This window comes from Paraburkholderia steynii, assembly GCF_900100565.1.
In the GTDB taxonomy this organism is placed as follows: domain Bacteria; phylum Pseudomonadota; class Gammaproteobacteria; order Burkholderiales; family Burkholderiaceae; genus Paraburkholderia; species Paraburkholderia terrae.
In genome coordinates this window covers 39,969-61,913 of sequence record NZ_FNDI01000042.1, presented here as the reverse complement: position 1 = coordinate 61,913, position 21,945 = coordinate 39,969, and the positions used below count along the sequence as shown (strand labels likewise).

Here is a 21,945-nt window from a genome sequence, read left to right as displayed (position 1 = left end):
AACGGGCACAGGTGGCAGAGTTGGCGCGCCAGGTCCAGCAGGCAACGGGAGAAACCGTGAAAGTGGCCTTTGCCGATCAGGGTTACACGGGCGAAGATCCTGCGCAGGCCGCACGCGCTCAGGGAATTGATCTCCAGGTGGTCAAGCTCGATGAAGCGAAAAAAGGTTTCGTGCTGTTGCCACGGCGATGGGTAGTCGAGCGCAGCTTCGGATGGCTCAACCGCTTTCGACGCCTCGCACGTGACTACGAACGCTTGCCCGAAACACTCGCAGGTCTGCATTTTGTCGTCTTCGCCATGCTTATGCTTGTCCATGCAATCCCAGTACTTCGAAGTTCCTAACACCGTCTAACCGGCAGGCGTCATCAGTTGCGCAGTACGTTGGTATTTCCGCTTCCTGTTGAGCTTGCGTGACATCGAAGAACTGCTCGTTGAGCGACGCGTGACTGTGACTTACGAGACGATCAGGTGCTGGTGTGACAAGTTTGACAAGGGTTTTGCCCACCGGGCGAAAGCAACGCGGTGCAAGCCGGATAGTACGTGGCATCTCGACGAGATGTTCGTCACACTGCGTGGCGAACCGTACCTGCTGTGGCGTGCCGTCGACGGGCATAGCGCCGAACTGGACATCTTGCTAAAAAAGCGCCGCGACGAAGCCGCGGCCAAACGTTTCTTCAAGCGGAGGGTGCTGCGCTCGAACCCGGTTCCGCACAAGATCGTCACCGATCAACTGCGCAGCTATCCAGCCGCAAAGTCCGAAATTCCGGAACTCGCGAACGTGAAGCACGTGTTCGTCAACGCATCTGGCCGGTCGAACAACCGGGCAGAGAACAGCCTTCACCCGACACGCGAAAGCGAGCGTCGCATGCGTGGTTTCAACGACCCAAAACGCACACAAGAATTTCTCTCGTGCTTTGGGCCGATCCCGGCAACACTTCGCACTGAGGCGGCAGCTGGTAGGCGCCTCACGCTATCGCAAACAGCTCGCAGTCAGGTTCGTTGCATACTGCAAGCTGACCCAACCTGCCCAAATTCCGTCGACCGCTTTCTGAATAGCACTCACATCTGTCGTCGTGCCGTCTCCCTCCCGGCAAGTTGACAATGCCCCGATAAGGCATAATGTTCTCCGCCGATTGGCGCTTCGTTGCAACATCGCGCTACCGTGTACTTCTAATGCAGTCGGCCTGGGGCACAACACCGGCTACGGAAACGCGGGGATAGTCGGATCCGTGCCCCGGATTTCGGCCTCCGCGTGGTGCGACCGGATCATCTCTTCGATTTCTTCGACCCGATCTTTCGCGACGTCGATCATCATCAACAGTTCACCTTTTTCGATTGCCTGCTCGAATCGCCTGAGCCGCGTATTTGGCACATCGACTCCAATCATCGTCGCCGTCCACGCGCCGAAGCCAGCGCCACAGAGGGTGATCGCCACGACGGCGCCGCCTGCGATCGTCAGGCCGGCCGGTGGGAAGGCCAGTGCGACCAGGCCTGCCAGCATCCCCGTCAAACCGCCCGCCGCCGTCCCCCTCGCGAGCGCGGGCAGCAGATCGCTGCGCTGGGCAAGTGTGGCTTCCGGCAAGTCCTTAAGCGGTACATTGTGGTTCGCGATCATGTGGATATGTCGCCACTCGACTCGCATCAACAGGAGTTCGTTGACGATCGTCTGCGCGCTGTGCTCGTCAGGCAACAGGAAATAGATGCGTCTCATGCCGTTCTCCCCGACGGTGATTCGTAGGTCCCGAAGGATTCGATATTGAGCGAGTGTGGTCTCATGGGTAGCTATCCGCCATGGATCCGCTTTGGTCCATCCCGATACGACGCGACGGGCTACAGCTTGCCGTAGCTGTGCAGCCCCGACAGGAACATGTTGACACCGAGGAACGCGAAGCTCGTCACCAGCAGGCCCGTCAGCGCCCACCATGCGGCGAGCGCGCCGCGCAGGCCTTTCATCAGACGCACGTGCAGCCACGCCGCGTAGTTCAGCCAGACGATCAGCGCCCAGGTTTCCTTCGGGTCCCAGCTCCAGTAGCCGCCCCACGCTTCGGCGGCCCACAGCGCGCCGAGAATCGTCGCGATCGTGAAGAACGCGAAGCCGACGGCGATCGACTTGTACATCACGTCGTCGAGCACGTCGAGCGTCGGCAGGCGGTCGGCCAGCACGCCGCGCTCCTTCATCAGATACGCGACGCCAATCATCGCCGACAGCGCGAAGCTGCCATAACCGATGAAGTTCGCGGGCACGTGGATCTTCATCCACCAGCTTTGCAGCGCGGGGACGAGCGGCTGGATCTGCTGCGCGTCGCGCGCGATCGAGTACCACATCAGGAAGCCGACGGCCGCGCTGATCACCAGCAGCACGAACGCGCCGAGCGAGCGCGTGTTGTAGTGCTGCTCGTAGTACAGGTAGAACAACGCCGTAATCAGGCTGAACAGCACGAACACTTCGTAGAGGTTCGAGATCGGAATATGGCCGACGTCCGAGCCGATCAGATACGACTCGTACCAGCGCACCATCAGGCCGACGAAGCCCATCAGCACCGCCACCCACGTCATCTTCGAGCCAATCGCGGCGCCCGTCGGCGAACGCGACAGCGTGCCGATCCAGTAGAACAGCGTGGCCAGCACGAACAGCGCGCTCATCCACAGGATGGCCGACTGGCTCGACAGGAAATACTTGAGGAAGAACGCGTGGTCGGCACGGGCAAGGTCGCCGTCGTAAATCTGGATAGCCGACAGCGACAGCACGGCGATGCACGCAATCAGCAGACGCACCGGTTTCCAGCGCCAGCCGAGCACGACGAAAACAGGCACCGTGCATACCAGCACCAGCTTGTCGTAGTAATTCGTGTAGTCGTGGTAGCGCGACAGCGCAAACCCGGCGCCCGCGACCATCGTGAGGGCGAACAGCCAGTCGAGAGCGTTCATGTGCTTCAGCAACGAACACGTCCGGGCATCGACGATCATCGCTTCGGCGTCCGGCTGCGTGGCGGCTTGCTGCCGTTGCGCGCGAAGAACGGAGACTACAGGTGTCTGCTTCATGGTCTTCACCATTGCGAAAATCGCGTCGAGGCGTATGCGGACCATCACTGATTGACGGATGGTTCACCTGCTTTCTTTGTCTGTGGGTCAACGACCTCTTCTTTTGCCGGCGGGTCTACCGCATCTTCACGCACGGGCGACGCAGACTCTGCTGCGAGCGCCTGCGGGAAGGCCTCGACGTATGCCGCTACCGCACGCATGTCCTGCTCCGACATGTTGGTACAGATGGCTTTCATGGCCGCTCCGCGCGGCCTCGCATCGGTCTGCTGGAACACCCGCAACTGCTTGACGACGTAGTCCGCATGCTGGCCCGCAAGGCGGGGAAACTGCCCCGCTCCTTCGCCGTGCTGGCCGTGGCACGCCACGCAGGCAGCCACGCCCTTGCCCGGCAGACCGGACGTGAAGATCGTCCGCCCTTCATCCATCAGTTCGGGGGCGGCTGGTTCGCCGGGTTCCGTCGCCTGATTCGAGAAGTAAGTCGCCAGGTCTTCGATCTGCGCTTCGGTCAGGTGCGTAAAGCCCCACATGAATCGCCGCGCGTTTGGATCGGACCGGCTATGCGTCTTGAAGTCCGTGATCTGATCGACCAGGTACTGATGCGTCTGTCCAGCCAGCTTGGGAAATGTCGGCGAAACTGACACACCGTTCACGCCATGACAGTTCGAACAGACCTGCAAAGCGATTGTCTTTCCGGCGACGCCCGGATTGTCGACCTGTCGGGACCGCTCCAGGTCATGACAGCCCGAGCTGGCAACCAGCAGCCCGATAGCGGCGATTTGCGCCATCCTGTTCATATCGAAACCTCCTGGGCGTTACGGTCACTGCTACCAGTACGCGGCCCACAGATAGACGAACAATGTGTCGTTGTCCGACGCGTTGCGCCCCATGCCGTCGTAGTTGGAGCGCGCGCCAAGGTATTTGGTGAAATGCGTGTACTGCACGCCGATCCGTATGTTCTGCACCGGGATCCAGAATATTTCTGGCATCCAACCTGAGGTCGCAGGTGAAAAGTTCGCGCTGCTGCCGTATGCGGCGCTGTCGGTGCTACCTGTCACGTTGAAATAGGACAGGCTTATGCCGTACCTGGCCTGGTAGATGTACGACACTTTCAACCGAAGCGAATTGAGACTCGCCGACTGGCTGTCGCCAAGAACGAGATTATTTGGATCGCTAATGTTCTCGTGTATATAGCGTGCCTGCGCGGTAATTGTATGCGGCTCCAGAATGTACTGATACTGCGCATCGAAACCGATATCGGTAAAGCGCGTCACACCCTGGTCGAATATCGGGAACGCGTTCGAGTCGTTTGGGTAGATCTTCGCGTTCAGCCCGAACGTACCCACCATGACACTATTCGCACCCCAGTCGTGTGTTAGCGCGAGGCGCCAATACGGGTTATAGCCGCGCAGATAGGTCTGTGGGTGGGCGGTGTCTCCTTCCTTGCTGCCCTTGCTCAGGAACGACCAGATGCCATCGGCCGTCGCGTACGCGCTCAACTCCGCATACACCGTCTTGTTCCAGTACAGGTAGCCGCCGATGCCCGCCGCCTGTTGCGCGAGACTGCCTTCGAGGACAGGCAGAAACTGCGGCGCCCCGACTGCGCTCGTCGGCGACGAGAGATATGGATAGCTCCATGAAGGAGCCGTGTTCCAGACGTCCTGCACCGACGGGCTGTTGTTCAACGTCACGCCGAGAATAAGGTCCTTCGCATCTCCCATGATTCGGTCGACGTAGCGGATGTCCGTGTTATCCGTTCCCCAGTGACCGACCCAGGTACCGCTGGCGTTCTGGTGATCGTAGTTCGTGTAGGTATACTGGGCGAAGCCGCCGAGGTGGTCGGTGATCTTGCCAGCGAGGAAGATGCTCGCCGCGTCCCACGTCAGATTGCCGTCTTTGGGCGATATCTCGTTTCCGTTGATGTCGTGGTTGTGCCGGGTCTTGGTCACGTCGACTGTGCCCATGACGGCAAGCGGAATCGTGCGTTCGCCGAACGTATAGCCATTCAGCTTGAACATGCGTCCGTAGGGCGTGAGCTCCGGAAACTGGCCGCCGGCGTGACAGGCGACGCAGCTCTGCCCCGTCTGTCTCGCGAAAATAGGCAATGCGTGCGCGGGAAAGGTCTGCAACATACACAGCGCAGCGAGCGCCGCCGGCAAGCCCATGCGCAGCAGGCAATAAAGCGCTTGGCTGCCTTTCAAAGCCTGGTTCATGGCCGTCTCTCCCCCTGCATGCCGCGTGCAGCATCCGGTTGCCGCTGTTACCTGTAAAGGCAAAGACTGAAAGGGTATCCACATCTTGCGTCCACCGGCATCGCCATCGGCGTCGCTTCCCGATGACGCCATTTTGCTTTGCACGCATCCTTATTTTCTGAGGAGTCCAATTGGTGAGACATGGGTCGATCCCCCTTTCCTGCGATGGGGTAAGCACGCCAACGTGAGGTGTATCGCTGGACTTTTGTAAGAGGGAATCGGATCTTTGTAAGGAAACGCGCACACGTGCCGGATCAAGAGCCATCCAGCGGCGTCAGCTGCATTGTCAACAGACAGCATGGCGGGACGGTAGAGCTCATAGCCGAAATCGATACTGGGAACAGCGTGAAGCTTGTTCTTCCAGCGACGTAGGTCTAACGGAGCCGGACTGGTATGCGCGAGCCCCGTCAGTGTCGTGAGTTAAAAATTCATTGAATCATTCGCTGCCTGTAGTACGGTCTGGTGGAGCCACGTACTCCGGGAGGTGGCGATGAGCGGAAGACCTAAAGCGGGACTCGTGTTTAGTGAATCGGAGCGCGAACAACTCAATGCGTTGACGTTGTGTTGCAAGACAGCGCGGGCGTTGGCACTGCGAGCCCGGATCGCGCTGGCGTGAGCTGAAGGCATCGACAACTAAGCCGTTTCGCGAATCTGGCGCGCGTTCGGCTTGCAACCGCATCGGCAGGAGACGTTCAAGCTCTCCAGCGGTCCGCTGTTCGTCGACAAGGTTCGCGATATTGTCAGCCTGTACATGAATCCGCCGCTTAAGGCGATGGTGCTGTGCGTGGATGAAACGAGCCAGATCCAGGCGGTGGATCGCACGCATGCTGCCCCTCGCACCGGGCATTGCCAAGCGGCGTACCCACATGCGCCATGACACTACTACCTTGTTCGCGGCACTGGATATTGCCATCGGGGAATTGATCGGAGAGTTGCACTGACCTCCTCGCAGCAGCGAATTTGTGCTGTTCCTGCGCACCCTCGGCGCCAGTGTTCCGCGCGGATTGGACGTCCATCTGGTGACGGACAACTACGGCACGCACAGTACACCCTCGATCAGGAACTGGTTTGCACGTCATCCGCGCTTTCATGTGCACTTCACTCCGACTTCTACCTCCCGGCTCAACCAGCTCGAACGTTGGTTTGCCACGCTGACCGGGAAGTATCTTCGGCGCGGAACTCATCGCTCAAAAGGCCAGCTCGAAGACGCGATCCGCCGCTACCTTGAGGTCTATAACGCAAATCTGCGACCGTTCGTCTGGAGCAAGTCGGCCGATGAAATTCTGGCGAGCGTCGAACGGTTTTGCGCCCGTTGTCTGCATCGGAGTGAACGCAATGGACATCGATACTGCTGCTGTTGACAACGCAGCCCTTGCGCTTCGTTACCTAACGCTTCATGATCACGATCGTGTATGGAAAAACTTCGGCGGGGATGTGATGAACTGGCTTTATAGCATGATTGACGATCCCGTCAACAAAGCGAAGTCGGTCGTGCTCATCGACGAAGGTCTGTGCGAATCCAAGCACCTCTTTAAGCAACATTTCTCCGCTCCAGCAGCAAAGGTTAGTCATGAAACAAATTTCTAACTCACTACGCTAGAGAGCGTGTTTCGAACTGGTGCTTGCGGCCAGTTTCGGCCGCTCGCATGCGCCCGCGGGAGGACGCTCGAACTTCCATTCCACTCAGATAGCCGACCGTTGCATGTGATCAATTCTGAGGCAACCGGAATCTGTGAAAACTTCCGCCTTGCGTTTTTGTCAGCACTGACCTTTCGTTAGCTCCCGAACACATGATTGATATTTTCCCAAGTATCCTCAGAAAAAGAATACTAAATGAAACGGGTCATGAAAACGATTCTTGGATATTTGGACGCAGTGAAAGACCAATTGAATTTGCGGTCTGATAACGCCATATCTAAAGCCCTCGGCATTTCGCGCGCTACAGTGAGCCGCTACCGGTGCGGGATCTGCGTATTCGACGACGAAGTCTGTTTCACAGTCGCCAGGATTCTCGACATCAATCCACTTGAGGTGATTGTCGCTGCGCACTCTGCCCGGGCCCGGGATGCTCAGGAAAAAACGAGGTGGGCCAACAACTGGAAAGACTTTTCCGCGAATTTCGTCGTTGCCCGAGCTTCCTGCAGGGACTAGACAAGCGTTCGGTCTCGAAACGTTTCCAGGGTGTCGGGAAAGTGATGCCTTCCAAGCGTCATTCGGCAACGATGGTCGCATGCGACGTCGTCCCCCGAGCCGATTGGACTCTACACAGGATAGTCTGGTGGGCAGTTTGCAGCCGTCGAACCGAACAATGCCTATGCGACAGGCATGGTGAGTCACGCGCGGCATGACTGTCACAACCCTGGCCGGCCATGACCTGCGAGTTCGCCGACGTCACGGCGTTCAAGGGACGTCGTGAATGCCGCTTGACTGGCTCGGGAAACGAGATGCCAGATCCGCTCCCAGAGCGAAGCGATGGGTGTCTTGTCAAGTAACGGGTAGACAAAGCACCTGATAGTGAATAACACCTTGTTTTCTATGCGTCAGACCGGCATGTCTAGAGATCCTGAAGTTACAACGGCTATCCCTGACTTTTGGTGCGTGTTGAGGCCCACCGTCCTGATAAGGCGGTGGTTTTTTCATTCCGACCCGCGGACACGGCAGCGGATTGCCTGAGCTCCAAACGGTCGCTCGCGGACAACAATTCCAGAGCGTGGCGCGGAAGGCGCCTATGCTGAGGTAGCACGCAATACTCGGGGAACAGACGCCGAGCTTCCCGCCCTGACAGACAGTCAACCATAGTAGCTCCCTATCAGGTCCCTGGTTGCGACGTCATCGACCTTCCGCAGGCTTGTCAACTGCGGTCGACGCCGCGTGTCCGGCTTATCGGAAGATGAAAGGCTCTCACACCCTGTGCTGAGAGGCGCCGCCGATGGATTTCCGCACTCAAAGAGCAAAAGAAAAAACGCCGGCCCGGGGTATTCGGCCGGCGAACGAATCTTCGGAATCTTCGGACAACTGGCCGCGACCTCAGACGTCACAGGGACCCAGATGTCTGGAACCTGACAGCCAGGACCTGCCCAGGGAGCGATGGGTCCGCAGCGGCGACCGCGACTGCATCTTATTTTTCCGCTCCGGTCTTAATACAAAAAAGTTCCCAGAAGGCCGGATGCATCTCGCGTTCACCAAGCTCCCACTTCTGCCACAGACGCATGTCGACATGCAGCAGGCCTGCCGCTTCGATCTGATTCAGACCCGCGCGCTCGCGTCCGGCGCGGATATCCGCAGGTGCCGGGCTACATCTGCGCTGTGTGTCGGCCTGACGGGATTTCATTCAAGTCTCCCAACTTGCATTCGGGAAGCACGGCAATCGAGCCGGCTGCGGCCGTTCCCGCACTGAACAGGTGTCGACCCGCTGCTGTCGCTGAATCACATTGTGTCCTCACGTTACGCCAGTTTCACACGCCAGCTGGGCAGTGTGCCGTTCGGGACACCACATTTCAAACGCCTTCGCTGGTGTGGTAGCGCCAGGAGTTCATTGTCAGCGGGATAATGCGACACCACTGTGCTGAGGACGTGCGCACGCTGGTGCTCGGCGTGTATGAGAAGGACAGGCTGCGCCATGTTGGCGTTGTCAAACTGAACCTGCGCCCGACCCAGCTAGCGGCATTACGGGGTTGAAGTCGTTGGAGTGGACGCGCACCGGCTGGCTGAGGCGGCCCACGCTTCAAGGCATACGCTACGACAAGAATGCCCAAAGAGAACCGTTGTGCACTTTCGCTAGTGCCAGGCGAAAAGATGCGCGACTGCCTGAGACGCTGCCGCTTCGAATTGAGCAGGCGCAATGGAAATACAGGCGACCATGAAGGCTCCGAAGATGGCAAAGGCAAGGTATTTCATGCTGGTCCCCTGATGATTCGGACGTGGCGTGCGCCGAGGCTGGAGGAGCGCACGGGCGCCCGTGCTACATATCCGCAGCACGACAAGGGCATAGCCACACCACCGAGTTGGCCAGGCCGATCCCTGTATCCCGACATTTGAATGCTATACACAAGCGATGAAAGTCGAGAATGCGTCTAGACCCTGATTCTGCAGTGGGGCAAACCCTCAACATCGCTGCATGGCGCGCGGGCCGGGGTTCAAGCAGCCGACTCGCACGCCGACGCTCCGGCCATCGCATGGTCAAAAACTACGGCGAGCGTGCTGGCTTAAGCGTCATGGCGACAAATTCCGCCAGGTCCTTCCTGACTTGCGTCGCTGCTGTCTCGTTGTATGCCAGGGTCGTGCCGCGTTCAACGCAGGAGTCGCCGTATGAAAAAGGCTGCTTGGTCTTGGCATTAACGAACTGCCCGTGGTCTCCTTCCTCCACCTGGCAGTTTCGTGTCGTCAACGCTTGTGCCAGCACTCGCGGCGGATTGTACGCTCGAGCGTCGAATGTATGCCCAGCCCCTTGATACTCGATAAGCTGAACGTCTTTTCCCGTGGCTTTCAGTCTCTCGACGTAGGCCCGGCAAGCCCCAATCGGGGTGTAGTTGTCGGCAGTGCCCATAAACACGCGCACCGGCTGGGCAGAGATGTCATCATCGTCGTGGTATCGAAAGTTACAGCTCGGATAGAAAGCAACGTAGGCGGCGAAATGTGCCTCTGACGCGCCCGCATGCATGCGCTGGAAACGCATTAGGCTCGCGTAAAGCGTACTGTGTCCGCCTCTGGAAAAACCCATCAGCATCACACGTGTTGGGTCGATTCTCGGATGTCTTGCCAACAGCGCGAGCGCACGGTACGCATCCTGGGTTTGCGCCAGCTGGCCTAGCCGCGATGGGTCGTCGTTCGTATTGGCGATGCCGCGACTTGTGAAGCTGTCAATGACGAACGTCGCGGCACCCATTGCAAGCAATTCCTTCTCCCAATCCAGAACAAGGCCGCAGACGCCGCACGCCCCATGCAGCACAATGACGAGCGGAAATCGTTCCGCGCCCGCTCGGGGCAGGCGCAGTTCCCCGGCGATAGTCACCGGCTTGCCGTCCTCGCGCCCGGTCAAAAACTCCTGGTCTGTCAGCGTCAATGATTCAAACGGGATGACTTCCATCCTGGCCACCTGCGCTTCGGTTTCCCCAGGCAGAGCAGGGACAAGCATGCAGAACGCAAGAAAACCCTCCCGAAACCAGGTGCAGTGCCATCCGGGCTTGGTCATGGCAGATTCCTTGATAAGCTCGTATCACGACAATGACGTGCCGCAGACTACGTCGTTTTTATCCGTCGCGATTGTCTTCATGGTAGCTCTCCGGTAAAACATCTCGTAATCCCTGAGTTCTTCTTTCGGACGGTTAGCGGGTTGCCGCAGCCCCTGCGTCCAACTGAATCTCGGCGGCGACGAGAACCATTGGCCTTAAGAACTGCCAGCGAAACTGCCGACCAGTTGATAGCTCAGGGGGACGCTTTTCCGTCGGGAGCGCCGCGCAGGCCGAACGTTGTAGGAGGGAGTACTGCTCACCGAGCCAAATGTTCGTCTTGGTGTTAGCAGATATGCGCTTAATGGGGGAAACGCAGAAGTCTGCTCAAGGTGACCTCGTGGGGCAGCAACCACATTAAGGTCGTGGTTGCATGCTGTGTTATAGCCAGCTGACCTGAAGGCCAGCTTAAGAAATCGCTCGCATGTCGTCTTATTCTTTGCTCGCGTGTACCGAAGTCAAAAAAACGGACGGTCTCCGCTGGACAGTTCATCCGTCGATGGGCACAGTCGTTGTGACAATCGATGGGAAACGGTCTCCGCAGCTTCCAGTCACCTAGTACCAGCGTTCCTAATTGGGCACTGCCGTTATTCATAAGACAACAGCAACCGGCACCCCGACACATACTTATCGGCAATTCACGTCGACCTTTCCACTTCGACAATAAACCTTTCGGCTATTCCCGTAACCTTTCCGCACATAGATTCGTCGGTGGTATTCAAGACGAACACACGCGGCAGCGGGAAACCGGACTGTCGCCGACAACCAATATTCTCGCGGGTTGCAACAAACAAATCGTTGGCCTACGCTTCACTGTACTTCCGAAAGTACCCTCAGCGTCGTGAGTCAGCCAGGTGTCCGGGACGGTGTAGTGAGTCAAGACGAATTGGCGACTATGGTCACTTGCTTTCCAGTACATACGCTCGATACCCGTTGAGTAGCGCCTTGGCGCACGCTCTCCGGTGTAGGCGTGCGCGTGTCTCGGTCAATGACGCACAGCGGCCGGGAGATTGCGTTCGCTCGCTTCTCATTCCAGCCGGCGATAGACGTGGCATAGCACGACGTGCGAGGTCAGCTGTCACGTCATCAATTCGCCCAAGCTGCATCCCACCACGCCTCAAGGAGGTAGCGCCATGGACATTTCGCAGGCATTTGCCGCGTTGAACGGTAAGTTCGTCGATACAGTCAACGCTCACGATACGCACAGTTGGGCGGCCTTGTTTGCCGACGACGCCATTCTCATTCCGGCGGGCCAAGAAGCTGTGACTGGCCGAAAGGGAATCGAAGGATGGGCCGAAGTGGCAACGAAAGTCTGGAATCGTTTGGAAATCCAGCAACGGTTTTGCACATCTGATGGAAATGTGGCCTGGGAATCCGGAACCTGGACTGGGAATATCAACATACCGGACGAACAGACGATGGACGTCAGCGGAAACTTCCTACTCATCGCACAGAAGGAAGGCTCCGCGTTGCGCATCAAAGCGCACGCGTGGAACGTGAATCCCACGACGCCTTGACCGGTTGCATCCCTATCACGCCGACTTGACGACCCAGTCGAGTGGCGCACTACTTGACACACTCGACGCCCGACGAGCGCCCGTTTTGCCGCTGTTGCGACGGGTCCCCGCTATGTCCCAGCGGCAGCAACTGCGCGAGGTGCCGATACCTTTGGCGTTGATTTCGCAGCGGCAACGGTCGAAAAGGCGACGCGTCTTAACCCAAAGCCCATCTTCAACCTCGGTGTAGCGGCGGCAGAATGGGGAAGAGTCTCACGGTTGTGATGACTGCGGTTGACGAGAAAACACCTGGACACAGTCGTCCAAAGACACCCATGACGTGCGTCGTCGAGCTTGCATCCACCTGTTGTAGTTCGTCGGGATTCAGAATCCACACAGCGATGTCCGCGAATGGTAATCTGAAAAGTCGCTGTTTCGCCGGCACAAATGCGTCATCAAGGTCGAGCCACAAACCAAGACTATTGCCGTTGATAGACCGACACGCGGGACTATTTCGCGGAGCAAAACGCGGAAATTCCACGGAGCGCGCTTTACAAAAGACAACCGGCAAAGCTGGAAATGTGAAACACCGAATTTGATGTGGTTATCACGACTGCTTGCGAGGCGTCACTAAGTGCGACCTCTGCCTGGCGAGTCGCTCATCGACCGGCTCCGTGTCGAGACCGTGGAATTGCAGATGCCTGTGCAAGAAATTCCGCGACAAGAGAAGGCTTACTTCACCGGTTATTCCTGAGACTCCTGCCAGAGGCGGCATTCCGTCGGCAATCCATCCCTCGGCTGCGCGAATTGGCGGCAACTGGTTAAACGCAGCCTCCCACATGTAGTGCCCAAGCGCTTCGTCTGCAGCCTCGGCATGATGTTCGCCGCCGGCGTCGACGCCATCGGTCGTGCAAGCGACCCTCAGACTGTGCGATGCAAGCGAAACAACGAGACGCGGGTTACCGTCCAGAAGCTTTCCGGAGACAACTATCTCTTTCGGACGCACGGAAACCTGGTCGGCGACACTCGCGCGGAGACAGGCGTCCACCCATTGGGCCACCTGTTCATCCGACGGCTCGGTGGGAAGATACGCAAAAAAGAAAACCGGATTGGTTGAATGGACCTCTGTCAGTACGACACGCCATGCCTGCTGCTTCGGCAGACTTTTCTGCCACACAATCCTGTCACGGCGGAAGCCAACGTGCTTGCTCAGGCCGACAAGGAGCATGAGTCGTCGCTGTAGCGTCTCAGGAAGTTCCTTCATGACAGAGTCCATCAGTCGCCCCTCTCCCAATCACCGGCCGCACGCTACCATCCGATTCGGGCAGAGACCGGCCCGTGTCAGGCGTATGTGCAGGCTAGCCTGGCCACTTAGGCTTCGTCCCGCAAATCGTTGTCGCTCTGCCGTTCAGAACGACAACAGCCAGGCGGGGTTTCGCGAACGAGTCGGCCCAGTCCGCGAAAGACCCGCTATCAATTTGCGCTCTAGTGACCGCTGTCGGGGTTGCATTGTGGCAGGTGCCCACATCCCGGACGGGTCAGACCACCGCTCGCACTGGTATTCCCGGATACACCACCGTATCCGGAGGTACCTGGAGCGGTGCTGGTCGATGTGCCGGGAGAGGCATTGGTAGACGTCGATACCGATTGAGCATCCTGCTGCCCTGACGCGTCCTGAGCTTGCACTGCGCCCGCTAACGAGAATGTGCCGAGGAGCGCTGCAGATATGAAAAACGTCGTGTTCATGGCTTACCTCCGTTACGACATCAGGTTTCAGTTTTGCAGCCGCTTCACACAGGCAATGGGTGAGCGGCCGGCATGATGGACAGACGCCGGCGATTCCACCTGTTGCCGGAACCCGGTTGTGGAGGACGTTATTCCGGGCTTTGGTCGTCGACCGGGTTCAGGTAGAGACAGATAACGCGGGAATTCCGCGATTGGCGTTCGAGGAAACAGGCGTACCAGAGGAACCGCCAAGGGGCCGGTAAGCCCTGTGCGCAAAAGGGAGGCGCACGTTTTTAACCATACGTCGTCTTGCGGGAAAGATACTAAGCCTTTCGTTATATAGCGAAAGGTTTTCGTCATATGGCGACCCGCGAACTGGCTTTGCGGTAACAATCACCCGCCATGTTTCGTTTTGCGATGCAAACGTTCGCGATTAAGCGTCATTGGGTCTCTGACCTAGGAGCCCGTCTACGCACCAAAGCGATGCATCTGTCTGGTTGATAACCGCGGGTCTACCAGAGAAAGACAATTAGACTATCCTCATATATTTCGTTCGGACTGCGACGCGTTGCGTGTCGAGGTCAGTTTCTTAAACAACGTAAACTCAGGGGTTCGCTTTACACATCCGACCTCTGTCAGCAGAGGCCATCTATTCGTGAAACGAGCCGACTATTGCGAATACCATTGAAAGTTATTCGCATGCGTCTATCTACGCTTTCATGCTCGGCGTCCTTATTCCGTAGCGACTTCAGCCATATGCCGGTGCGGAAATTTTATGCCTCGTGGGTTGCAATCAACCAGTCGCTGCCCTAGGCTTTACCCATATATTGAAAGCACCCTCGCCCTCATCGTGAATTTGCTGTGGTGTCCGGAGCGATGTACTGAATGAAGACGAACTGGAGACTATGGACATTTTGTTCAGCATGTACTAACGATACCCCGTCAGTAGCGCGCTGACGCACGCGCCCTCTTCGGTGCATGCGTGCGCCTATCTCTGGGACTGATTAACACAGGGCACGGGCGATTCCGTTCGCTTGCTTCTGGTCTATCCGGAACCGACGACGCATGGCACGCCGTGCGAAGCCCGCTGTCACTCATCAATTCGCCCAAGTAGCAGTTCCGCAACTTCTCCGGCCAACTTATTGCGCCATTACCGTCCGGCATCTCACGTTGGCCGCTATCCGCCGCGCTTTAAAGCGACCACGCGATTCCGAACCACCCAGAAACACGGCTCGGCTCATTGGAGGTCGCTATTAAACACCTGGTCTCGCTCATCAAGAGAGCAATCGTCACCGCGGTCGCAACTGCATTGACCGGTTGCAGAGGAGCCGAATGTGATGCTGCGACTGGTTCGGCGGTGGCCAGTGACTCGGCACCGCAGTCATCCTCCATCAATCTTCAGATTGCCCCACATAACGCGACCTTCCAGGGAAAAAAACACAGCCAGTGGGAGGTTTGGCCCTGGCAACGGGTACTGATGCTGTCACGTGGACTTCTCACGCATCCGTTCGCTGACTGCACCCGTCCCATCTCGGCAGAGCAATCCGGCAACGTCTGGTATTGGTCTGCGCCCGACATCACAAACGAGACTTTATGCCGTATTCGCAGCGAACGTGCGCATACGAGTGATGCTACGGGCTGCCTGAGTCAAGGCCATTGCGAACATCGATTCGCTGTAGCCATGTGCTCCGCGCATCGCTTCCGTCTCAAATTGTGCAGTTCTTCGTCTCAACCTTTACCCTTCCCGTCCGGATGACGAGCGCGGGAGGTTGTTCAACAGCATGAAACAGGAAACCACATAGTAAATAAGGACACCTATCATGAAGGCACACACTATTGTATTGACAATTTCTCTATTATGCGCCAACCCTATCGTCCATTCCCAAGGGACTGACAACCGCGTCTACGCGCCCAATGAGCTTATTCTTGGCATGACCTACGGCGACTGGTCGGCCGCTTGGTGGCAATTCTATTTGCAAATCCCCAGTCAAAATCACCCGTTCTCTCCCAACACCTCCGATACCGCCTGTCATAACGGCAACCAGCCTGCCGCGCCCGTTTACTTCCTGGCAGGCGTCCTCTCTACAATGCAAGTCATTCGAAACTGCACGGTGCCAGCAGGCAGTCCGATTTTCTTTCCCGTTACGAATGCCGAATGGTCCAATCTGGAAATTTTAAGCAAACCCAACGAGGCCGTCCTAAATAATCCGAGCGGCGCCGACCTCCGTGCGGCGCTTTGCAACAACCCGTTCCCATGTCCGCCGATATTTTCGAAAAAAGCTTTGCCAAAATCGAGTACTTTGAATGTCACGCTCGATGGCGTGAGCATTAACTTTCTGGACCGATTCCATTTCCAATCGCCTGTTTTCTCTTTCGAGCCACCTGTGCCAGTCAGCAACTTTGTTTTCTATTCGAACATCGATTCGCCACCCGGCGGTACACCGATTTCCGTGTCGGATGGTTATTGGATTGCAATCAAGCCATTGCCCGTTGGCCAGCATACCCTGATTTTTTCCGCACCCGGAATCAGCAATCTCTACTATCTCAACGTCCAATAGCGCTCAGACGAAATTGCGGTATATACGGTTCTTTTGTGAAGGCTGCAGCGGCGCTGTAGCCTTACCCAATTACATGACCAACAACAGAAGTGATGGAAATTTTTGGATAGGTCGGTGCACTGGCGATGGTGGTCGGCAGATGAGAAGCCGGCAATGATGATTCGAGAGAGCCGTCGGGGGAGCAACAGCGAACCCCGCGGTTTGACTTACGCAGTCTTCCCACATAGCCAATGGGGACAGAATGTTTGGCCGGATTGACGGCGTAGTGCAGGCAACGGCCGGTCAATCGGCCGACAAGAGGACGGTCGTGGGCAACCTCGTGCTCACGGGCCGGACTGGAAAGATGCGGGGCATTCGAGGCACGTTGCACGTTTTGACCAACGTCGACCTGTCAAAAGGTTTGAATGACACCGGGTACGAAGGCGAATACTGGATAAAGAAGATTGACACCCTGCGCATTTGGCGCAGGAAGCAACCAATTGTGGAATGGGAGATATATCGTGGCAACTTATATCACCCTGTGGAACTTCTCGGACCAGGGCATCCGTGCAGTGAAGGACACCACGAAGCGAGCCGGCATAATGAAAGAGACGGCGCAGAAAGCCGGCGTGACCGTGAAGGACATCTATTGAGCCCTGGGAACCTACGACGGCGTGGTTCTTTTCGAGGCCCCAAACGAAGAAGCCATTGCCGCTCTTGGACTGGCGCTCGGCGCGCGGGGGAACGTGCGCACACAGACCGTGCGTGCAATCTCGCTCGACGAGATGAATGGGGTCCTTGGCAAACTGCCTTGAGCGCGATCTTGGGGCGCGTCGTCCGGTCGGCGGTCCGGGCTGAGGTGGGACTGAACACCGACGCGAAGCGGCTGTCCCGCTAGCCCCCTATCAGTGGGCGCAGCCAGGAACCGCGCGGAGCACGGGTGGCGTTCTTGTAGGCCATCCACAGTGTGGGCGACAACCAGGTCGAGGTCGGCGGAAGCAGTTCGACCCTAGCCGCCCGAATATGGGGCGTGTCGTTGAGTGCCCACTGCTCTGCGAAATCGCCGAACCATTCGTCCATCGTGTGGGTGCTGTCGTACCCTCGCAGATTGACGGTTCCCGTGTAGCCATCCCTGACCAGGTCCAGAACGTTGGGCAGCTCGTTGGGTACCTGCTGGTAGGCACACTCAAGGTCGAGCACCGGCCAGCGCTCCTGGACGGGATAGCTGACGCAAAGCGCGCGGACCCGCCTGTCGACGCTCGCCCTCACCGCCGTCGTGTCGACGAGCGGACTGATTTTCTGCTCGCGCAGTGCTTCGAAGAACTACTGGACTGTCAGTCTCTCGGCCATCGGCTGCCCCCTCTCGGTTAAACGGCGACGATGTGTTCGTAGAACCAGTCGTTGAATGCGTCGAAGCCCTGGACCGTCAGCCCGAGCCGATGCGCATTCTCGCAGGCCCGCACCAGCGTCCAGCACGCGGCTTCCTCGAGGTCAGCGTCGAAGTCCGGCGCTTCGGCTTTGTGAAAGTGGCGCAGTGCGTTGCTGACTCGGTTCTCGGCAGCCGCGAAGGTCGCCTTGTCCGGCCCTTTGCCGTGCAGGTCAGTGTGCATGAGGTCCGTCGCCTCGAATTTCAAGTCGAGGACTGCCGGCTTACCGCCGTGCCGCAACGCCTGGCCGAGGACACGTTCGGCCGCGCTGGCCACGGTGATGGCCGAGGCAAAGCGATGGCGCTCCAGGAACGCGTCGAGCGCCATCTCCAGTTGTTCGTGTGCGAGGTCAATTCGGTGGCAGGTTTGTGAGGTCATGCTCAGGCTCCCGGGACGCATGCGGATGTCTCAGTCTATCGCCGCTTCCGGTGCGTTTCCGAGGAAAACTGACGGCCATTGTCGACATGACCGCACTCCTCGCAGCGTCACGGCTAATGCACCGACCGCAAAGCTGGCGGTCGCCTTCGAGCTGATGCTCGTCTCAGCGTGAAATTGAAGCTTCGAGAGACCAGTCGGGCTTCGGTGTATTGAAGATACGTTCGCAGCCGCTGGGCGCGCTTTTGTCATCGCGTTCCGGACAAACCTACCAGCAGTTTGTGCGCTCGCTGACAGTGCAGTTGGCTGCAACGAAGCAAAATGTCATTCGTGCATGTGTCCGGCACTGGTCGCCTCAGCACTTGCAGGCAGTTGCGCTGGAAACCGCATGGTCTCCCCTTTCGTCGCTTGGACTGACCAGCAAAAGACTATGACGGCGGCTCTTCGACGCATCGTGCTCATAGACACCCCGTGACGCTGAGCACGCAGGAGCTGACGGCGCTCTTGTGTCTGCGCGACGCGTCCGTCTTGACGGGCGCCGAAACGCCGGACGTTATTGCGCTACAGGAAGCAGGGCTGGTCCAGGTCATCTCGTCAAAAGACGGCGACACCGCATTGGCGCTCACCATCGATGCAGAGGTATTACTGCGCATGCTTGGTGCCGAGCCAGTTGAGCGTCGCACTTACCCATCCTAGGGATGTAGTCTCCGCCACTCAATCCTTTTCCAACCAATACTCCCCTTCAGTCTTAGATTCGTTGCTCTTGGACGGGTCGACTATGGTCATGTAGCGCCCGCCCATATTTTGGCAGTGTCGGTATGTCCTTGCACCCGGTGCCAGCGGTGGTGCCGTTCCCTACGTTATGCTCGTGAAAAAATCGGGAGCGCTCCTGAGGCTTCCAGTTCATGAGCATGCATTCGTCTCCGCAGAGTGAGGTGCATTGTGCAGACCGGTTGCCGTCCGTGCGGATGATGGTCCCATGACGTCAGCGCACGAAACGGTGGGGAATGTGCCTCAGTCGAAACCTCCTTCGTCTTTGCGCCCTACGCGAAACCCGGCCGGCAGCAGCACCAACTGCTCGCGACGGCGCGCCGCATCGAGTTCGCCGCCCGTGAGCAGTTTTGGCGTTAGCCGCTGGACATCCGCGGCGAGCGCGGCTTGCATAGCGGGGGCGTCCTTCAGGAGTTCCCTGAACTGCGTGTGGCGCTTCCAGATATGCTCGTCGTCGTCACCCTTCAGTGGCAGCGATTCATACCAGCGCGAAAACAGCGCCGGCTCCGCCAGCTCCCGGGCACAGGATTCGAGCGACGGCACATAGGGCTCAAGTTCGAACCACGCGCACAACAGGTCCATCGATTCGGCGTCGTAGCAGAACTCAATGCGCTGCCCCGACTGGCCATTGAGCGCCTGGTGCCAAACCGCCCGACGTTGCGACCACTCCTGAGGCGAAACCATGTCGTCCCGGGCGCCACTGGTCCAGAACGCATACCCAGTCGCAATGCCCGCATCTTTCAGCAGGCCAAGGATTTCCTGACCGAACGCGCCGGCTACGTAGCCGATGATGCGGTCGAGTAGTTGCGAATGCCAGCACCTAAGAACCGCACCAATGTCCACGGCCGGGTCGCGCTGGCCGGCAACGCGGGTGCGGGCCTGCCGCCTGAGAATCGCCTCCCGCAGAGTGTAACAAGGCCCTCAGTTCACGACACTGCAATGACGATCGCTATTGTTTCGCTACGTAGGGTATGGATGCGCAATTCGCGAGTGAGGTATTTCTGGAATGGAACGACGGTGTGCCGGGGTGGGAGATCAATGAATGTTTTCTACGCTGTTGACGCCGGTGCGTTTCCCGAGCCGAAGCCGCGATTTGCTGGCCAAACTTGGGCGTCAACCAGATTGACCGGCGGCTGATCAGTTCTTTCGGCTCGCTGTACCTTCAGCTTCGCGCCGACCCACGCTACAAAGGCGCCGGTGAGCGCCGTGCCAATCGGCCAGAGAGTGCAGCTCAATGTCCGCTATATTTCATTTTCCGCATGCGAAATGTGCCGCCGTCTGCGGGACGTGAGCCAGCAATAGTAATTGATGGCAAACCGCCCATATGCGATCAATGATTCAACCTGCAATTTAGCGGATTGCTTAATGCGATAGTTAACTCATGCGATCGACGCAGCAATGCTCGGCGTCAACACGAAGTAGCAACTATCTGTTTTCGTTGAAGCGCCGGCTGCGTGCCCTTTCCGTTTGGCGACCTTAAAGTGATTTCCCACAGCAGCGAGCTCTGAGAAAAGAGGCACGTTGTTGCCCCTAACCGGCCGCGCGCCGATGAGCGTTTTCAACAGCGACTTGTGAGGTACAACAGCCGGCAGGTAGACATGCAGACGCTTGGCGTTCGCGGATGGACGCCACAGGAGGCGGAACTCACGCTCTCGTGCACGTCGGGGTAACATGTCAGAATACCCCCACGGAGGAGACATGCAGAATCCCGCCCTCCTCGTAATGCTCGACTATCTGGAGTCGGTCCACGCGCCGCCAATGGAAGTTCAACGGTTTGTCGATCGATGGCATCGGTTACGACCGCACGAGTCGTTCCCCTGTCCGGTCTGCTTTCTCACGGGCGAAGAACAACCGCTGATCCCATTGAATGCACAAGGCAACGTTAAGCCCGTTGTCTGTCCAACCTGCAAAACACAATACAACGTGGCTATTGACGATTGATATGGACGCTCTCGATGACGAAGCACGAACGGAGCTGCTTTGTTACCTGGTAGTCTCGCAGTTGCTCTCGCGCATCAGAACGGACGACTGGTTGAGAACAGACCATTTTGTCGAGTGCTCACGTATCTGGTCACAAGCCAACACCGCTTCGCTCAACTGGTTCGAGAGCGTGCGCCTACGACAACTGTCCGTTGAGCTTGCTTCGTCGATCTGGGCGATCGAAATGCTGAGAGATGCTCAGGAACTCACCAGCCTCTTCACAGGCGGCTGGCGACTGGATTACCGATCACCAATCGTTCGCGGCATGCACGATGTTTGCGTTGAGCGGTTGAGGACGTGGCGCTATGAAGCGTAACGCGACACCCAGCGTGGCTCAGATCTTCCCTACGGGCTCCGTTCAGGCTGTGGCACTAGTAATTCGCGCGACAAAGCGTCAAACATTTGATCTGCTTCAATGTCCGTGGAATTTATAGGAACGGTCGGCCAGGTGGCCGCCTTGAGGGACTGCTACTGGCCCGGTCACTGCCCGACGCGATTGGCAGTGCGCGACCGAGGATTGCGGTAGGGATGCCCATGACTGAGCACCCCCGCACATCCCGGCGTGCCCAATTCGGTCACCGGGCTCCTACCTTGTGCATTTGACGGCGAAGCTCCGATCAAGCCACAGACGTTCGCTAACCGCGCCAGTTTTCCTTACGTTTGCCTGTCGAGAATATACAATCAGGGTACGTGAGGGTTTCGCGGTCAGAAGCCGCATCCATTAGGAAGGCACATATGCCACGTCCCGTTGACGACCTCAGGCAGAAGCCGGATATGTCCATGCTCAAGGCAAGAGCGTTTCCCTTAGTTGCTCCGCCTGACGGGCAGGACATGAGCAGCGGTAAGAGCCGAACGCGACGCAACGCCGCGTGTCGATCGGCCTGACGGCTCATCATGCACGCGCACTCCGCGCTTGGTCGTCAGCAACACCCGCCGAAAAGACTATAGGCACGCGTGAGCGTGCTCGCTGCCTTGGCATTCGGTAGTCGGCGCTCATTTGGAAGGTGCTTGAGGTAAGCCGAGATACGACGTTTCGTATGTGTACAGCGCTTAGTCCGAGAGTAAGGAGGCAAACATCATGAACTCAATCTGGTCCGAGCGCCGAATCGTCATTGC

At 57.9% G+C, this 21,945-nt stretch carries 18 protein-coding genes and 3 pseudogenes; 11 read left to right on the top strand and 10 right to left on the bottom strand.

Annotated features, from left to right (window positions below; genetic code table 11):
* Window positions 1–341: transposase (locus BLT65_RS41835; protein ID WP_143036670.1), on the top strand; the 341-nt coding region annotated here is incomplete at its 5' end.
* A 22-nt stretch (window positions 342–363) separates the two neighbouring features.
* Window positions 364–1,051, top strand: a pseudogene (locus BLT65_RS41830) (IS6 family transposase).
* A gap of 149 nt (window positions 1,052–1,200) precedes the next feature.
* On the opposite strand, the gene BLT65_RS41825 reads toward BLT65_RS41830, so the two are convergent.
* The 4 genes from BLT65_RS41825 to BLT65_RS41810 all read right to left on the bottom strand — a co-directional run bounded on the left by BLT65_RS41825 (window position 1,201) and on the right by BLT65_RS41810 (window position 5,251).
* A complete protein-coding gene (locus tag BLT65_RS41825; RefSeq protein ID WP_091789864.1) occupies window positions 1,201–1,710 on the bottom strand; it encodes a DUF1269 domain-containing protein in 510 nt (169 codons plus the stop codon).
* Between the two features lie 119 nt (window positions 1,711–1,829).
* Window positions 1,830–2,966, bottom strand: a complete 1,137-nt coding sequence (gene ccsB / locus BLT65_RS41820; RefSeq protein WP_091789882.1) for a c-type cytochrome biogenesis protein CcsB — start codon at window positions 2,964–2,966, stop codon at window positions 1,830–1,832.
* Window positions 2,967–3,085: 119 nt separating this feature from the next.
* A complete protein-coding gene (locus tag BLT65_RS41815) occupies window positions 3,086–3,826 on the bottom strand; it encodes a c-type cytochrome (RefSeq protein WP_244187018.1) in 741 nt (246 codons plus the stop codon).
* A 39-nt stretch (window positions 3,827–3,865) separates the two neighbouring features.
* Window positions 3,866–5,251, bottom strand: coding sequence for a cytochrome C (locus BLT65_RS41810; RefSeq protein ID WP_091789858.1), 1,386 nt, complete (start codon window positions 5,249–5,251; stop codon window positions 3,866–3,868).
* A gap of 679 nt (window positions 5,252–5,930) precedes the next feature.
* Here BLT65_RS41810 and BLT65_RS41805 point away from each other — a divergent pair.
* The 3 genes and pseudogenes from BLT65_RS41805 to BLT65_RS41795 form a co-directional block, all read left to right on the top strand.
* Window positions 5,931–6,651: pseudogene (locus tag BLT65_RS41805) on the top strand (IS630 family transposase); the annotation flags it as partial.
* A complete protein-coding gene (locus BLT65_RS41800) occupies window positions 6,626–6,877 on the top strand; it encodes a DUF6429 family protein (RefSeq protein ID WP_208545890.1) in 252 nt (83 codons plus the stop codon). The pseudogene BLT65_RS41805 and the gene BLT65_RS41800, both read left to right, overlap by 26 nt.
* Before the next feature lie 258 nt (window positions 6,878–7,135).
* A complete protein-coding gene (locus BLT65_RS41795; RefSeq protein WP_091789852.1) occupies window positions 7,136–7,441 on the top strand; it encodes a hypothetical protein in 306 nt (101 codons plus the stop codon).
* Between the two features lie 967 nt (window positions 7,442–8,408).
* Here the strand turns inward: BLT65_RS41795 and BLT65_RS41790 are convergent.
* Both BLT65_RS41790 and BLT65_RS41785 read right to left on the bottom strand, forming a co-directional pair.
* Entirely contained in the window at window positions 8,409–8,621 is a 213-nt protein-coding gene (locus BLT65_RS41790; RefSeq protein ID WP_091789849.1) for a helix-turn-helix domain-containing protein, read from the bottom strand.
* A gap of 855 nt (window positions 8,622–9,476) precedes the next feature.
* Window positions 9,477–10,481: a dienelactone hydrolase family protein gene (locus tag BLT65_RS41785; protein WP_244187016.1), complete on the bottom strand. Its 1,005-nt coding sequence runs from the start codon at window positions 10,479–10,481 to the stop codon at window positions 9,477–9,479.
* A gap of 1,170 nt (window positions 10,482–11,651) precedes the next feature.
* Between BLT65_RS41785 and BLT65_RS41780 the strand changes: the two genes are divergently transcribed.
* Window positions 11,652–12,035 carry a YybH family protein gene (locus BLT65_RS41780; protein ID WP_091789846.1) on the top strand — a complete coding sequence of 128 codons (384 nt, stop codon included), beginning with the start codon at window positions 11,652–11,654 and terminating at the stop codon, window positions 12,033–12,035.
* Between the two features lie 586 nt (window positions 12,036–12,621).
* On the opposite strand, the gene BLT65_RS41775 is transcribed toward BLT65_RS41780, so the two are convergent.
* Entirely contained in the window at window positions 12,622–13,278 is a 657-nt protein-coding gene (locus BLT65_RS41775) for a hypothetical protein (RefSeq protein WP_143036669.1), read from the bottom strand.
* Window positions 13,279–15,559: 2,281 nt separating this feature from the next.
* Here BLT65_RS41775 and BLT65_RS46875 point away from each other — a divergent pair.
* Together BLT65_RS46875 and BLT65_RS41760 are read left to right on the top strand one after the other, a co-directional pair.
* Window positions 15,560–16,297 carry a hypothetical protein gene (locus BLT65_RS46875; protein ID WP_143036668.1) on the top strand — a complete coding sequence of 246 codons (738 nt, stop codon included), beginning with the start codon at window positions 15,560–15,562 and terminating at the stop codon, window positions 16,295–16,297.
* A gap of 500 nt (window positions 16,298–16,797) precedes the next feature.
* A pseudogene (locus BLT65_RS41760) lies at window positions 16,798–17,091 on the top strand (GYD domain-containing protein).
* 79 nt (window positions 17,092–17,170) lie between these two features.
* Here BLT65_RS41760 and BLT65_RS41755 read toward each other — a convergent pair.
* Together BLT65_RS41755 and BLT65_RS41750 are read right to left on the bottom strand one after the other, a co-directional pair.
* Entirely contained in the window at window positions 17,171–17,476 is a 306-nt protein-coding gene (locus tag BLT65_RS41755) for a hypothetical protein (RefSeq protein WP_143036667.1), read from the bottom strand.
* Between the two features lie 167 nt (window positions 17,477–17,643).
* Complete coding sequence (locus tag BLT65_RS41750) at window positions 17,644–18,081, bottom strand: hypothetical protein (RefSeq protein ID WP_091789876.1); 438 nt, start codon at window positions 18,079–18,081, stop codon at window positions 17,644–17,646.
* A 468-nt stretch (window positions 18,082–18,549) separates the two neighbouring features.
* Between BLT65_RS41750 and BLT65_RS41745 the strand changes: the two genes are divergently transcribed.
* Complete coding sequence (locus BLT65_RS41745; RefSeq protein ID WP_091789833.1) at window positions 18,550–18,774, top strand: hypothetical protein; 225 nt, start codon at window positions 18,550–18,552, stop codon at window positions 18,772–18,774.
* A gap of 318 nt (window positions 18,775–19,092) precedes the next feature.
* On the opposite strand, the gene BLT65_RS41740 is transcribed toward BLT65_RS41745, so the two are convergent.
* Window positions 19,093–19,692 carry a hypothetical protein gene (locus BLT65_RS41740; RefSeq protein ID WP_091789829.1) on the bottom strand — a complete coding sequence of 200 codons (600 nt, stop codon included), beginning with the start codon at window positions 19,690–19,692 and terminating at the stop codon, window positions 19,093–19,095.
* Between the two features lie 855 nt (window positions 19,693–20,547).
* Between BLT65_RS41740 and BLT65_RS46870 the strand changes: the two genes are divergently transcribed.
* Both BLT65_RS46870 and BLT65_RS41735 read left to right on the top strand, forming a co-directional pair.
* Complete coding sequence (locus BLT65_RS46870) at window positions 20,548–20,790, top strand: hypothetical protein (RefSeq protein WP_143036666.1); 243 nt, start codon at window positions 20,548–20,550, stop codon at window positions 20,788–20,790.
* A 1-nt stretch (window position 20,791) separates the two neighbouring features.
* A complete protein-coding gene (locus tag BLT65_RS41735; protein WP_091789826.1) occupies window positions 20,792–21,145 on the top strand; it encodes a hypothetical protein in 354 nt (117 codons plus the stop codon).
* The last annotated feature ends 800 nt before the right edge of the window (window positions 21,146–21,945 follow it).

What these genes read in the sequence shown, in the direction of transcription:
- BLT65_RS41825 (WP_091789864.1), bottom strand. Translation starts at nt 1,710, where the DNA reads ATGAGACGCATCTATTTCCTGTTGCCTGACGAGCACAGCGCGCAGACG.
- ccsB (WP_091789882.1), bottom strand. Translation starts at nt 2,966, where the DNA reads ATGATCGTCGATGCCCGGACGTGTTCGTTGCTGAAGCACATGAACGCT.
- BLT65_RS41815 (WP_244187018.1), bottom strand. Translation starts at nt 3,826, where the DNA reads ATGGCGCAAATCGCCGCTATCGGGCTGCTGGTTGCCAGCTCGGGCTGT.
- BLT65_RS41810 (WP_091789858.1), bottom strand. Translation starts at nt 5,251, where the DNA reads ATGAACCAGGCTTTGAAAGGCAGCCAAGCGCTTTATTGCCTGCTGCGC.
- BLT65_RS41800 (WP_208545890.1), top strand. Translation starts at nt 6,626, where the DNA reads ATGGACATCGATACTGCTGCTGTTGACAACGCAGCCCTTGCGCTTCGT.
- BLT65_RS41795 (WP_091789852.1), top strand. Translation starts at nt 7,136, where the DNA reads ATGAAAACGATTCTTGGATATTTGGACGCAGTGAAAGACCAATTGAAT.
- BLT65_RS41790 (WP_091789849.1), bottom strand. Translation starts at nt 8,621, where the DNA reads ATGAAATCCCGTCAGGCCGACACACAGCGCAGATGTAGCCCGGCACCT.
- BLT65_RS41785 (WP_244187016.1), bottom strand. Translation starts at nt 10,481, where the DNA reads ATGACCAAGCCCGGATGGCACTGCACCTGGTTTCGGGAGGGTTTTCTT.
- BLT65_RS41780 (WP_091789846.1), top strand. Translation starts at nt 11,652, where the DNA reads ATGGACATTTCGCAGGCATTTGCCGCGTTGAACGGTAAGTTCGTCGAT.
- BLT65_RS41775 (WP_143036669.1), bottom strand. Translation starts at nt 13,278, where the DNA reads ATGAAGGAACTTCCTGAGACGCTACAGCGACGACTCATGCTCCTTGTC.
- BLT65_RS46875 (WP_143036668.1), top strand. Translation starts at nt 15,560, where the DNA reads ATGAAGGCACACACTATTGTATTGACAATTTCTCTATTATGCGCCAAC.
- BLT65_RS41750 (WP_091789876.1), bottom strand. Translation starts at nt 18,081, where the DNA reads ATGACCTCACAAACCTGCCACCGAATTGACCTCGCACACGAACAACTG.
- BLT65_RS46870 (WP_143036666.1), top strand. Translation starts at nt 20,548, where the DNA reads ATGCAGAATCCCGCCCTCCTCGTAATGCTCGACTATCTGGAGTCGGTC.
- BLT65_RS41735 (WP_091789826.1), top strand. Translation starts at nt 20,792, where the DNA reads ATGGACGCTCTCGATGACGAAGCACGAACGGAGCTGCTTTGTTACCTG.